Below are 12,804 nucleotides of genomic sequence, written 5' to 3'. Positions count from 1 at the left end.
GATGTGGCGATTGTCTCGTCAAGGGACGCCCGGGAGCAGGCATCCGGAACGATGCCTGCTCCCGGGAACCGCCCTACCCCAGCAGTGCGCGCTTGAGGGTATCCAGGCCCACCGAGCCGATGTTCAGCGCCTTCGTGTGGAAGGACTTGAGATCGAAGCCGGGGCGGGATTCAAGCTCGGACCGGATCTGCTCCCAGAGCCGCTGGCCCACCTTGTACGAGGGCGCCTGTCCCGGCCAGCCCAGGTAGCGGGTGAACTCGAACTTCAGCTGACCTTCGCTGATCGCCAGGTTCTGCTTCAGGAACTCGTAGCCCTTGTCCGGGGTCCACGTTCCGGAGCCCCAGCGTTCGGGGACCTCCAGCTCCAGGTGCACCCCGATGTCGAACACCACGCGGGCCGCACGCATCCGCTGGGCGTCCAGCATGCCCATGTGGTCGCCCGGATCGGTGAGGTAGCCCAGTTCCTGCATGAGCCGCTCCGCATAAAGCGCCCAGCCTTCACCGTGGCCCGAGGTCCAGCAGACGTTCCGGCGCCACTTGTTCAGCAGCTCGCGGCGGTAGGTGGCGGTGGCGACCTGGAGGTGGTGGCCGGGAACGCCCTCGTGGTAAACCGTGGTGGTTTCGGCCCACGTGGTGAAGGTGTCCTCGCCGGCCGGCACGGACCACCACATCCGGCCCGGGCGGCTGAAGTCGTCCGAGGGGCCGGTGTAGTAGATGCCGCCTTCATCAGTGGGCGCGATCCGGCACTCCAACGTCTTCATGACGTCCGGGATCTCGAAGTGCACGCCCGCGAGGTCGGCCACGGCCTTGTCGGAGAGCTCCTGCATCCAGGCCTGGAGGGCATCGGTGCCCTTGAGCTGGCGCGCGGGATCGTTGTCCAGGATCTCCTTGGCTTCCTCGATCGTGGCGCCGGGCCGGATCTCCCCGGCCACGCGCTCCTGTTCGGCGATGAGACGGTCAAGCTCCTGCACGCCCCAGGCGTAGGTTTCCTCCAGGTCCACGGTGGCGCCGAGGAAGTCGCGGGAGGCCAGGGCGTAGCGCTCGCGGCCCACGGCATCCTTGGCCGGGGCGACCGGCAGCAGCTCGGACTCCAGGAAGCCGGCCAGCCGGGAGTAGGCCACCCGCGCGGCGGCAGCGCCGGCGTCGAGCTTTGACTGCACGTCGGCGGGCAGCGGGCCTTCCGCGGTCTTGGCGCCGGCGGCGAGCTTCGCGAAGAAGCCGTCCTCCGCGGCGTGCTTGGTGGCTTGCTCGATCACGATCGACACCTGGCGGGCCGCAGAAACCTTGCCGTCCTGCAGCGCCGAACGCAGCGACTCGATGTAGCCGTCGATCGCGGCGGGGACATTGTGGGCCCGGCCCGCGATGTGGTCCCACTGCGCGGCGGTATCGGTCGGCATGAGGTCGAAAATGGCGCGGATGTCCTGGGACGGCGAGGCGATGTTGTTCAGGTCGGCCGTGTCCCAGCCCGATTCGTGGATTTCCAGGTGCAGGCCCAGCCGCTCGCGCATGGCGTCGAGCGTGACGGCGTCGACGTCGTCAACCGGTTCCAATCCGTCCAGCGCCGCGAGTGCCTCGCGAGCGGCAGCCGCGAATTCCTCGTGGCCGGCGGGGGAGAAGTCCTGGTACTCGGTCTCGTGCCCGGGCAGGCCGAGCTCGGTGGCGAAGCTCGGATTCAGCCGGATCAGGGTGTCCGTGTAGGCGTCGGCGACCGCGTCGATGGCGGTCTGCTGGCGCACGGGGGCAGTGTTGTCTGAGGCGATCGTTTCGGTAGTCACCCGACGAGACTAGCCCGGGCAAGTCAGTTATGAAAGAGTCACTGAACTTTTTCTGCCCCCGCCCAGCCGGGGACGTTCAGCCCAGGCTGCGGCGCCAGGCATCCGGTCCCGGCCGGGGTGCCAGCCGAAGCTGCTGCCGGCGGACCCAGTGCCGGACGCCCGGGGTTTCCGGTGCGGCCTGCTCGGCCTGTCCCAGGGACAGCACGACGGCGGTCAGCGCTGCCAGCTCTTCCGGCGTCGGATCGCCCTTCACTACGGAAAGCAGGGCTGGCGCCGCGTCGCTTGCTGTTTCGTCGGCCGGTACTGCCGGCTCGATGGCTGGGCCCACGCCGGCGAGGGACCCGGCCTGAGCTTGCGAAGGTTGGGAGCCGGTGGGGATCACAGCGGGATGTTCCCGTGCTTCTTGGCGGGCAGCGCGGCCCGCTTGTCCCGGAGCGCGCGCAGCCCCTTGATGATCTGCACCCGGGTCTCGGACGGCGCGATGACGGAGTCCACATAGCCCAGCTGGGCGGCCTGGTAGGGATTCAGCAGCTCTTCCTCGTACTGTCGGATCACCTCGGCGCGCTTGGCTTCGACGTCGCCGCCGTTCTCGGCCACCGCGGCGAGTTCGCGGCGGTACAGGATGTTCACGGCGCCCTGGGCGCCCATGACGCCGATCTGGGCGGTGGGCCAGGCGAGGTTGAGGTCCGCGCCGAGCTTCTTGGAGCCCATCACGATGTAGGCCCCGCCGTAGGCCTTGCGGGTGATCACGGTCAGCTTGGGCACGGTGGCCTCGGCGTAGGCGTAGAGCAGCTTCGCGCCGCGGCGGATGATGCCCTGGAACTCCTGGTCCTTGCCCGGCAGGAAGCCCGGGACATCCACCAGCGTGATGATGGGGATGTTGAAGGCGTCGCAGTGCCGGACGAAGCGGGCGGCCTTCTCCGAAGCGGCGATGTCCAGGGTGCCGGCGAACTGCATGGGCTGGTTGGCCACGATGCCCACCGTGTGGCCCTCCACCCGGCCGTAGCCGATGATCACGTTCGGGGCGTAGAGGGACTGCATCTCCAGGAAGTGCGCGTCGTCGACAATCTGCTCGATGACCTTGCGCATGTCGTAGGGCTGGTTGGCCGAGTCCGGGATCAGGGCGTCGAGGGTGAGGTCGTCGTCGTCGATCTCCAGCTCCTGCTGGTGCTCCAGCACCGGAGCCTCGGCGAGGTTGTTGGAGGGCAGGAAGTCCAGCAGTTCGCGGACGAACTCGACCGCGTCGGCCTCGTCGGAGGCCAGGTATGTCGAGGTGCCGGTGTTGGCGTTGTGCTGGCGGGCACCGCCGAGGGTTTCCATGTCCACGTCTTCGCCGGTGACGGTCTTGATGACATCCGGGCCGGTGATGAACATGTGGGAGGTCTTGTCCACCATGACCACGTAGTCGGTCAGGGCGGGGGAGTAGGCGGCGCCGCCGGCGGAGGGGCCCATGATGAGGGAGATCTGTGGGACGACGCCGGAGGCGTGGACGTTGTTGCGGAAGATGTCCGCGAACATGGCCAGCGAGGCGACGCCTTCCTGGATGCGGGCGCCGCCGCCGTCGAGGATGCCCACCACGGGGCAGCCGTTGCGCAGTGCGAACTCCTGGACCTTGACGATCTTCTCGCCGTTTACCTGGCTCAGGGAGCCGCCGTAGACAGAGAAGTCCTGGCTGTAGACGGCGACCGGGCGGCTGTCCACTGTGCCGTAGCCGGACACGAGCCCGTCGCCGAGCGGCTTCTTCTTCTCCATGCCGAAGGCGGTGGAGCGGTGCACGGCCAGCGCATCGAATTCGACGAACGAACCGGCGTCCAGCAACAGGTCGATGCGCTCGCGGGCGGTGTTCTTGCCGCGCGCGTGCTGCTTCTCGATCGCTTCCGGGCCGGAAGGCTGCTCGGCACGGGCCTGGCGGTCGCGGAAATCTGCAATCTTTCCCGCAGTCGTGGTCAGATCGTGGCTCATCAAGTGTCTCCGGCTCTGTCGCTAGGTTGTTCGGTGCCCGTCCTGTGGGTCCTTTGGCTGGAATCCACAAAAGCAGGGCTCTGCTGGCAAGTCTAGTGACGGTATTGGCGGGTGCCGCTGTAGGGAACCTACAATTTTCCCGCAATGTAGCTCCGGCGCCGTTTTGTTACCCGTCGGTAACATCCGTCCGCTAGAGTGGGCTCATGACTTCAAGCAACGATGCTTCGGGCGCCGCCGCAGGGCCGTATCAGGCCGCCGGTTCCCTCCAGGGCCGCACCGTCCTCATCTCCGGGGGCAGCCGCGGCATCGGCCTCGCCATCGCGCTCCGCGCGGCCCGGGACGGCGCCAACATCGTCCTGATGGCCAAGACCGGCCAGCCCCACGCCCGGCTCGAGGGCACCGTGTACACCGCCGCCGAAAAGATCGAGGCCGCCGGCGGCCAGGCGTTGCCGCTGGTTGGCGACGTCCGGAACGACTCCGACGTCGCCGGCGCTGTCGGTGCCGCCGTGGACCGCTTTGGCGGGATCGACGTCGTCATCAACAATGCGTCGGCGATCGACCTTTCCACGACCGACGACGTGGACATGAAGCGCTACGACCTCATGCAGGACATTAATGTCCGCGGCACCTTCCTGCTCTCGAAGATGGCGCTGCCTGCGCTGCGGGCATCCGACGCCGGGCACATCCTGACGCTCTCCCCGCCCCTGAACCTGGATCCCAAGTGGGCCGGGATGCACCTGGCCTACACCATGGCCAAGTACGGCATGAGCCTGACGACACTGGGGCTGGCCGAGGAACTCAAGGCCGACGGCGTCACCGTGAACTCGCTCTGGCCCTGCACCTTGATCGACACCGCGGCGATCCGCAACATGCCCGGCGGCGAGAAGATCGTCCAGGGTGCCCGCAGCCCCGAGATCATGGCCGACGCCGCCCACGCCGTGCTGACCGGTGCCAACGCGGTCCCGGCCGGCGGCAGCCGGAGCGGCAACTTCTACACCGACGAACAGGTCCTCTCCGCGGCCGGGGTGACGGACTTCAGCCCCTACAGCCTCGGCGCGCCGGAGGACCAGCTGGTCCCGGACATCTTCCTCTGAACTTGCTGAGTGTTTCCCGGCCGCCTTCCCTGCGGAATTTCCCCTTGTTTGCGGATCGGTGGCCGAAAATTCCCGGCATGTCGGGCCGACCCGCCGGGCCTGGCGGCCAAAGGTGGGGAGTTTCCGCGGCCGCTTGATCCAGCCGGGCCGCGAGCCGGGCCGGGCTTTCCTCGGTAGGATTCAAACATGGAAGCCGTGCAGGAAACCCCGGACCGTCCGCCCCTGGACCTCAGTGCCCTCAGCGATGAGGCGTTCCTGTCCGCCAACGGAATCCCGCACCTGACGGTGGTCGAATCCACCGGTTCCACCAATGCCGATCTCCTCCGCGGCGTGACCGAGGACCCCGGCGCCTGGCCGGACCTGTCCGTACTGACCGCGGAATACCAAACCGCCGCGCGCGGCCGCCTCGACCGCCGGTGGGAGGCGCCGGCCCGCAGCTCCGTCTCCGTCTCGCTCGTACTCCGCCCGGTCAACGCTGCCGGCCGGCCGCTGCCGACCCACAGCTACTCCTGGCTCTCCCTCCTGGCCGCCCTCGCCCTGCGTGAGGCGCTGGCGGAGACGGCGGGGCTTCCCGCGGAACTTAAATGGCCCAACGACGTCCTGGTGCGGGGGCGGAAGATCGCCGGCATCCTCGCCCAGCTCGGCCCGCTCGGCGGCACCGGCACCCCTCCGGTCATCCTGGGCACCGGCCTGAACGTCACGCTCACGGAGCCCGAACTGCCGGTGCCCACCGCCACGTCCGTGCTGCTGGAGAACCCGGACACCGTGGACCGGACGGAACTCCTGAAGAGCTACCTGTCCCGCTTCGCCACCCTCTACCGGAGCTTCTGCAACGCCGACGGCGACCCCGCCGCGGGCATGGCCGGCGGCCCCTCGCTGCACAAGCGGGTGGAACACTTGCTGACGACCCTCGGCAAGCAGGTCCGTGCCCAGCTCCCCGGCGACCACGAGATCATTGGCCACGCCACGCGGCTGGACGAATATGGTTCGCTCCTGGTGACTGATGCGGCTGGCCATGAACACGTGGTGACCGCCGGCGACGTCGTGCACCTGAGGCCGTGGAACCCGGCCGGGGCCGGCGGGCAGGGCGAGGGCCGCGGCGGGGCAGAAAGCGGCTATGCGTAGAGTGCTCCTGCCGGGAGAGCAAGTGATTGTTGTGACCCGGCCGCAGCCCAGGATGCTCATTGTCCCGGGGCTGTTCTTTGTTGTTGTTCCGGCGTTGGCCGCGTACGCCTGCGCCTGGGTTGTCAAGGGCGGCCCTGCAAGGCTGGTGCCCTTCATTCCCAAGGATTGGACGCCGTGGCTGGTGGCCGTTTGCCTGGGCCTGGCGGCGTGGGTGCTGCTGGGCTATTGCCTCCCGCGGGTCATAGCCTGGCACGCCACGCGTTACATCCTGACCAGCCAGCGATTAGTTACCCGCTACGGCATGTTACGGCGGCGCGACGAACAGGTACCCCTCGCGACCGTCCGCAATGTGGCCATTGAGCAATCGTTGTTGCAGCGCCTATTGCGCTCCGGGAATATATCCTTGGAGACCGGGTACCCCGATGGAATGGTGGTTCCGGATGTCCCGGAGGTCGCGACATTCCGAAATTTCATGCTCGACGCCATCGGCGATCTCCCCAAGGGTGAGGTGTTCGGGGGCGAGGGCATGAGCTACAACCCGGGCGAGGCCCGGCCGTGGGAGACGAGAGAAGGTGGAAGAGATGAACGCTGAGAACGTCCACCAGGACATCGACCTCGCCGCCCCGGATTTGCCCCGGGAGCCCCGGGACGGCACCGGCCCGGCCGCGGCCGACAGCGACGCCCAGGCCGCCTTCGATACTGAGTCATCCTTCGACGCCGAGACCGCCTTCGACACTGAGGCACCCTTCGACACCGACGCCGCAGAGCTCATCGAACCCGCCGAACACGAGCCGGCCGACGGCCAGCCCGCCAATCCAGACTTCGAGCCCGACGCCGACCCTGCCGCCCCGGCCACCGGAACGATGTCCGCCGACCGGCTCGCCGCCAAGGCCCTGGAAGCCCGGCTGCTGGGCGGGGAACGCAAGCTCCGGCGCCGCGAAGTCGCCGCCGGTGCCGGACTCTCGCTGCTCTCCGCCCGGAAACTTTGGCGCGCCCTCGGCTTTCCCAACCTCGGGGACGAGGATGTCGCCTTCACCGAGCGCGACCAGGCCGCCCTGTCCACCATCGTGGACCTGGTGCGTGACGGCAAGCTCACCGAGGAAGCCGCCATCTCGATCACCCGTGCCATCGGCCAGATGACCGACCGGATGGTCGTGTGGCAGATCGAGGCCCTGGTGGAAGACATGGTCCAAGAGCAGGGCGTGCCGGACGCCGTCGCGCGCAAGCGACTCGTCACCGAGCTGCCGAACCTCATTGACGCCCTCGAGGAAATGCTCGTCTATTCGTGGCGCCGGCAGCTCAACGCCGCGGTCCAGCGCCTGGCCGTCCGGGCCGAGGCCGGACTGCAGTCCAGCGAGGAGGGCCGCGAAGGCGACGAGGACGATTCGCCGCTGCCGTTGGCCCGGGCCGTCGGCTTCGCCGACCTCGTGTCCTACACCAGCCTCTCCCGCCGGATGAACGAGAAAACCCTCGCCCAGCTGGTGCAGCGCTTCGAGAACAAATGCGCCGAAATCATCTCCGTCGGCGGCGGCCGGCTGGTCAAGACCGTCGGCGACGAAGTCCTCTACATTGCCGAGACCCCCGCCGCCGGCGCCGAAATTTCCCTGGCACTGTGCCGCGCCTTCACCGAGGACGAGATCCTGCCCCAGGCCCGCGTGGCCATGGTCTGGGGCCGCATCCTCTCCCGCCTGGGCGACATCTACGGACCCACCGTCAACCTCGCCGCACGCCTGACTGCCCTCGCGGACCCCGGAACGGTGCTGGTGGATTCGATGACCGCGGCCGCGCTGGAACAGGACGAACGCTTCGTCCTGGTGCCCCGCCCGGCCGAGGACGTCCGCGGGTTCGGTGAAATCCACCCCGTGCAGTTGCTGCCCGGCAGCGGCCGGGGTCTGGTCCTGGACTAAGCGGCAGATCAGGATAAGCCCGGCGGTAGCCCGTGGCGGGCTTCTCAGTGTGCGGCGCATATGCAATAGTCGGACCGGCAGTTGCGATCCGGCTGGGTTTGTGACCGCCGTGAACCCTCGCGCACCACTGCAGCCGCGCACCACTTTATTGAGGACCGCCATGAACCAATCGCCAGACGCCCCCCTCCCGCCGTCAGACGGGAAACGGGGACCGCGCCTGCGCTGCGGGTACGGTACGGACCGGGGGCTGCGCCGCGAGGCTAACGAGGATTCCTTCATTGCCGCCGACCCCGTCTTCGCCGTGGCGGACGGCATGGGCGGGCATGAGGCGGGCGAAGTTGCCAGCGGCATCTGCGTGCGCACCCTGGCCGAGCTGCCACAGTTCAAGACCGGCAGCCGGGACGCGACGGCGGACATCCTCCAGGAGCATCTGCTGATGGCCGACACCGGCATCCGTCACGCCACCGGATCCTGCGCCGGAACCACCTTGTCCGGCGTCGTGGTGGTGGAACAGCTGGACGTTCCGTACTGGCTTGTGCTCAACATTGGTGATTCACGCACGTACCGGTACAGCCACGGCCAGCTGGTCCAGATCAGCGTGGACCATTCCGAGGTGCAGGAACTCCTGGACACCGGCCAGATCAGCGAAGATGAGGCTGCTGTGTATCCGCGCAGGCACGTTGTCACGCGGGCATTAGGCACCGGAGACGACTCCGAGGCCGATTACTGGCTGCTTCCCCTGGAGGACGGCGACAGGATCCTGGTCTGCTCCGACGGTCTCAACGGGGAACTGAGCGATGAGCAGATTGCCGGCATCCTTGCGGCCGAGGCGGACCCGCAGGCGGCCGTGGACGAACTGATCCAGGCGGCGTTGCGCAGCGGCGGCCGGGACAACATCACGGCGATCGTGGTAGACGCCCGGACTGCAAGCGAGGATGCGCCCGCCTGACCGGCCCCGCGCCCGGCCCCTGACCGGTCCCGCGCCTCCCTGACCTGCCCTTGGACCGGACAATGTCGGTGATCTAGGGCAGGATAGGTCTGTGAGCACAGGGAAGACCGCAGCAGAGACCGCAGCAGGCACTGAAGAAGCAGCTGAAAAAGCCGCCGAAGAAGCCCCCGGGCACGCCACGGATCGTCAACCTCCGGAGGGGGAGCAGGTCCCGTCCGGGGACATCCGCGAGGAGTACGAGGACCTTGTGGAGCAGGTCCGCAAACACCGCTTTGCGTACTACCAGGAGGACGCGCCGACCATCTCCGACGCCGAGTTCGACGAGCTCTACCGGCGGCTGGAAACCCTCGAAGCCATGCACCCGGAACTGGTGGCCAACGATTCGCCCACCCAGGAGGTCGGCGGCGAGGTCTCGGCGGCGTTCGCGGCCGTCCAGCACCTGCAGCGCATGTACAGCCTGGAAGACGTCTTCTCGCTCGAGGAGCTTGAGGCCTGGATGGTAAAGGCCGAGGCAGGCGTTGCCAAGATCGGCAACGGCGGCAACCCGGCAGCCTGGCTCACCGAACTGAAAATCGACGGCCTGGCCGTCAACCTGCTCTACCGCGACGGGGCGCTGGTCCGGGCCGCCACCCGCGGCGACGGCACCACCGGCGAGGACATCACGCACAACGTCCTGACCATCAAGGAAATCCCGCAGCAGCTCACCGGCACCGGCTTCCCCGCGGAGATGGAAATCCGAGGCGAAGTCTTCATCCCGTCCCAGGCGTTCGCCGAATTCAACGAGGCCCTGATCGAGGCCGGCAAGGCCCCGCTGGCCAACCCGCGCAACGCCGCCGCGGGGTCGCTGCGGCAGAAAGACCCCGCGGAAACCGCCAAGCGGCCGCTGCGGATGTACGTCCACGGCATCGGCGCCCGCGAGGGACTCGAAACCGCCAGCCAGTCGGAGACCTACCGCAAGCTCGCCGAGTGGGGACTGCCCACGAGCCCGTACTTCGAGGTCCTTCCCGGGCTGGCGGACGTGCTGGCCTTCATCAAGCGCTACGGGGACAAGCGGCACAGCCTCACCCACGAGATCGACGGCATCGTGATCAAGGTTGACGACTTCGCCACCCAGCGGGCCCTGGGCTACACCACCCGGGTGCCGCGCTGGGCCGTGGCGTACAAGTACCCGCCGGAAGAGGTCCACACCAAGCTGCTGGACATCGCCGTCAACGTCGGCCGCACCGGCCGGGTCACCCCGTACGGCGTGATGGAACCGGTCAAGGTTGCCGGCTCCACCGTGGAAATGGCCACCCTGCACAACCAGGAAGTGGTCAAGGCCAAGGGCGTGAAGATCGGCGACATCGTGGTGTTGCGCAAGGCCGGCGACGTCATTCCGGAAATTGTCGGGCCCGTCCTGGCCCTCCGTGACCAGCAGGACCCGCCCGTCCGCGACTTCATCATGCCCACCGAATGCCCCTCCTGCGGCACACCGCTGGCGCCCGGGAAGGAAGGGGACGTGGACATCCGCTGCCCCAACTCCCGCTCTTGCCCGGCGCAGCTGCGCGAACGCGTCTTCCACCTCGCCGGCCGCGGCGCCTTCGACATCGAGGCCCTCGGCTGGGAAGCCGCCATCGCCCTGACCCAGCCCGCCGAGCCCTCGGACCCGCCGCTGACCACGGAGGCGACCCTGTTCGACCTCACCCCGGAGCAGCTCGCCGACGTCCGCGTCCGCCGCGAGAAGCGCTCCAAGGGCGTGGGTACGGGCGAATTCGAGCTGGTGCCCTACTTCTACACCAAGGCCACCACCAAGACCCCGTCCAAGCCCACCGCCACCACGGACAAGCTCTTCCGCGAACTGGAGAAGGCCAAGTCCCAGCCGCTGTGGCGGGTCCTGGTGGCCCTGTCCATCCGGCATGTCGGCCCGCGGGCCTCGCGCGCCCTCGCCACCGCGTTCGGCAGCATGGACGCCATCCGGCGGGCCTCCGAGGAGGAGCTCGCCCACGTCGACGGCGTCGGCCCGGTCATCGCCCAGGCGCTGACGGAATGGTTCGCCGAGGACTGGCACTGCGACATCGTGGACCGCTGGGCGGACGCCGGCGTCCGGATGGCGGACGAACGTGACGAATCCACGCCGAGGACCCTGGAAGGGCTGACCATCGTGGTGACCGGCAGCCTCGAGGGCTTCAGCCGCGACGAGGCCAAGGAAGCCATCCTGATCCGCGGCGGCAAGGCGGCCGGCTCGGTCTCGAAGAACACCAGCTACGTGGTGGCGGGCGAGAACGCCGGCACCAAACTGGACAAGGCCGAGCAACTCGGTGTCCCGGTCCTGGATGAGGACGGGTTCCGGGCGTTGCTGGCGGACGGACCGGCCGACGCCGGCGCGGACAGCCCCGCGGATACCGCCGAGGATAGCGTGCCTGGCATGGACGACGGCGGCGGGTCCCTCGGCGTCGATGCTGCGGCAGCGGCCGAATGAGCCCACATCCCGCTGGGGACTCCGCTCAGACTCCGGGCACTGCGGAGTTGCTGGAGCTGGCCAAGGCGGCCGCGGCGGCGGGCGCCGCGGTCCTGGCCACCCGGAAGACCGCCGCCCTGGACGTCAGCAACAAGGGCGATTCGGGAGACTGGGTGACGGCCTTCGACCTCGCCGCCGAGGCCGCCGTCCGCGACGTCATCACCACCGCCCGGCCGCGGGACATCATCACCGGGGAGGAGGGCGGCACCGTCCTTCCTGCGGAACCCAGCGGCTATCGCTGGTCCATCGACCCGCTCGACGGCACCACCAACTTCATCCGCAACATCGTTTACTACGCCACCTCCGTGGCGGTGGCGGACGCCGACGGCGTCTGGCTGGCCGGCGTCGTCAGCGCCCCGGCGCTGGGACGCACCTACTACGCATCCCGCGGCGAGGGGGCCTGGCTCGAGGAACAGGGCCGGCTGACCGCCCTGTTGGGCCCGGTCCCAGGCCGGGCCGGCCAGATCCTGGCCACGGGCTTCAGCTACGATCCCGACGTCCGGGCGGAACAGGCCACTGCCCTGGGCGCCCTGATGGACGGCTTCGCCGACATGCGCCGGCTCGGGTCGGCGGCCCTGGACCTGTGCCTCGTGGCGGACGGCACCCACGACGCCTATGGTGAGCGCGGGCTCAACGAACACGACTTCGCCGCCGGGGCCCTGGTGGCCGAGGAAGCAGGCTGCTGGGTGCGGCGGCCCCGGCTCACCAGCCCCCTGGCCGGCGGACCGTCCGATGATGAGCGCCTGGCCGCGTGGACGTGCGCCGGTTCGCTGGAACTCTCCGGGAAATTCCCGCTCTAAGCGGCGGAGTGCCGCAGTGCCTGACGTAGTGATAGTTCAGTCACGGAAACGGCGGTTCCGGGGGAGGCCGGCGTCGGCCGCCCGTACCATTGACAGGTGCCTTCGCAGATCCTCATTCGCCCCGCCGTTCCGGCCGACTTCGACGCCATAGCGCGCATCACCCGGGACGCCTACCTGGCGGCGGGCTACTTTGAAAGCGCGGACCACCCGTACATGCGTCAGATCCAGAACGTCGGGCAGCGCGCCGCAGACGCCACGGTGTGGGTCGCGGAGCGGGACGGCCGGATCCTGGGCTCGGTCACGCTGGCGGTCGAGGGTGAGCCGTACGCGGACATCGCCCGCAGCGACGAACTGGAGTTCCGCATGCTCGTGGTGGACCCGGCGGTCCAGCGCAGCGGCGCCGGCAAGGCCATGGTCCAGGCCATCATCGAGCACGCCAGATCGCTGCCGGGAATCAGTGCCGTGGCCCTCACCACGGGCCAGAGCTGGGAAAGCGCCCACGGGCTCTACCGGAAAACCGGTTTCCTCCGGGCGCCGGACCGCGACTGGCTGGTCCCGGGCACAGACATCAAACTGCTCGTCTACCGCCAGGAGCTCTAGGTGTACTGTCCCGGGACGTTGGTGACACGAGGGGATGATTTGTCGCAATAAGAGGACCTCCGGGTGTTGTGTGGTGCTTGTCGAGAGCTAACACAA

General features: G+C 68.5%; 11 protein-coding genes. 8 read left to right on the top strand and 3 right to left on the bottom strand.

Annotated features, from left to right (window positions below):
* Nucleotides 1-73: 73 nt before the first annotated feature.
* The 3 genes from ACFVTM_RS09720 to ACFVTM_RS09710 all read right to left on the bottom strand — a co-directional run bounded on the left by ACFVTM_RS09720 (nt 74) and on the right by ACFVTM_RS09710 (nt 3,736).
* Complete coding sequence (locus tag ACFVTM_RS09720) at nt 74-1,774, bottom strand: DUF885 domain-containing protein (protein WP_390203243.1); 1,701 nt, start codon at nt 1,772-1,774, stop codon at nt 74-76.
* A 76-nt stretch (nt 1,775-1,850) separates the two neighbouring features.
* Nucleotides 1,851-2,156 (bottom strand): acyl-CoA carboxylase subunit epsilon, encoded by a 306-nt coding sequence (locus tag ACFVTM_RS09715; protein ID WP_390203242.1) that lies wholly within the window; start codon nt 2,154-2,156, stop codon nt 1,851-1,853.
* The gene (locus ACFVTM_RS09710) at nt 2,153-3,736 is read right to left on the bottom strand and encodes an acyl-CoA carboxylase subunit beta (RefSeq protein ID WP_390203241.1); all 1,584 of its coding nucleotides are present in this window, start codon (nt 3,734-3,736) and stop codon (nt 2,153-2,155) included. Before ACFVTM_RS09710 ends, ACFVTM_RS09715 begins: the two co-directional genes overlap by 4 nt.
* A gap of 203 nt (nt 3,737-3,939) precedes the next feature.
* On the opposite strand from ACFVTM_RS09710, the gene ACFVTM_RS09705 reads away from it, so the two are divergent.
* The 8 genes from ACFVTM_RS09705 (at nt 3,940) to ACFVTM_RS09670 (ending at nt 12,708) form a co-directional block, all read left to right on the top strand.
* Nucleotides 3,940-4,830: an SDR family oxidoreductase gene (locus ACFVTM_RS09705; RefSeq protein WP_390203240.1), complete on the top strand. Its 891-nt coding sequence runs from the start codon at nt 3,940-3,942 to the stop codon at nt 4,828-4,830.
* Between the two features lie 186 nt (nt 4,831-5,016).
* Nucleotides 5,017-5,955 (top strand): biotin--[acetyl-CoA-carboxylase] ligase, encoded by a 939-nt coding sequence (locus ACFVTM_RS09700; protein WP_390203239.1) that lies wholly within the window; start codon nt 5,017-5,019, stop codon nt 5,953-5,955.
* Complete coding sequence (locus tag ACFVTM_RS09695; protein WP_390203238.1) at nt 5,948-6,547, top strand: PH domain-containing protein; 600 nt, start codon at nt 5,948-5,950, stop codon at nt 6,545-6,547. Before ACFVTM_RS09700 ends, ACFVTM_RS09695 begins: the two co-directional genes overlap by 8 nt.
* Nucleotides 6,537-7,862 (top strand): adenylate/guanylate cyclase domain-containing protein, encoded by a 1,326-nt coding sequence (locus tag ACFVTM_RS09690; protein ID WP_390203237.1) that lies wholly within the window; start codon nt 6,537-6,539, stop codon nt 7,860-7,862. The genes ACFVTM_RS09695 and ACFVTM_RS09690 overlap by 11 nt, the downstream gene beginning before the upstream one ends.
* A 160-nt stretch (nt 7,863-8,022) precedes the next feature.
* Nucleotides 8,023-8,811 carry a PP2C family protein-serine/threonine phosphatase gene (locus ACFVTM_RS09685; protein WP_390203236.1) on the top strand — a complete coding sequence of 263 codons (789 nt, stop codon included), beginning with the start codon at nt 8,023-8,025 and terminating at the stop codon, nt 8,809-8,811.
* A 91-nt stretch (nt 8,812-8,902) separates the two neighbouring features.
* The gene (gene ligA / locus ACFVTM_RS09680) at nt 8,903-11,269 is read left to right on the top strand and encodes an NAD-dependent DNA ligase LigA (protein WP_390203235.1); all 2,367 of its coding nucleotides are present in this window, start codon (nt 8,903-8,905) and stop codon (nt 11,267-11,269) included.
* A complete protein-coding gene (locus ACFVTM_RS09675; protein WP_390203234.1) occupies nt 11,266-12,108 on the top strand; it encodes an inositol monophosphatase family protein in 843 nt (280 codons plus the stop codon). The genes ligA and ACFVTM_RS09675 overlap by 4 nt, the downstream gene beginning before the upstream one ends.
* A 96-nt stretch (nt 12,109-12,204) precedes the next feature.
* Entirely contained in the window at nt 12,205-12,708 is a 504-nt protein-coding gene (locus ACFVTM_RS09670) for a GNAT family N-acetyltransferase (RefSeq protein WP_390203233.1), read from the top strand.
* Nucleotides 12,709-12,804 lie beyond the last annotated feature (96 nt).

Source organism: Arthrobacter sp. NPDC058130, from assembly GCF_042884475.1.
GTDB lineage: Bacteria > Actinomycetota > Actinomycetes > Actinomycetales > Micrococcaceae > Arthrobacter.
The sequence above is the reverse complement of the archived record's forward strand: the minus strand, read 5'-3'. Positions and strand labels throughout refer to the sequence as shown.

Coding starts and splice junctions, on each gene's coding strand:
- ACFVTM_RS09710 (WP_390203241.1), bottom strand. CDS start 3,736: ATGAGCCACGATCTGACCACGACTGCGGGAAAGATTGCAGATTTCCGC.
- ACFVTM_RS09705 (WP_390203240.1), top strand. CDS start 3,940: ATGACTTCAAGCAACGATGCTTCGGGCGCCGCCGCAGGGCCGTATCAG.
- ACFVTM_RS09700 (WP_390203239.1), top strand. CDS start 5,017: ATGGAAGCCGTGCAGGAAACCCCGGACCGTCCGCCCCTGGACCTCAGT.
- ACFVTM_RS09695 (WP_390203238.1), top strand. CDS start 5,948: ATGCGTAGAGTGCTCCTGCCGGGAGAGCAAGTGATTGTTGTGACCCGG.
- ACFVTM_RS09690 (WP_390203237.1), top strand. CDS start 6,537: ATGAACGCTGAGAACGTCCACCAGGACATCGACCTCGCCGCCCCGGAT.
- ACFVTM_RS09685 (WP_390203236.1), top strand. CDS start 8,023: ATGAACCAATCGCCAGACGCCCCCCTCCCGCCGTCAGACGGGAAACGG.
- ACFVTM_RS09675 (WP_390203234.1), top strand. CDS start 11,266: ATGAGCCCACATCCCGCTGGGGACTCCGCTCAGACTCCGGGCACTGCG.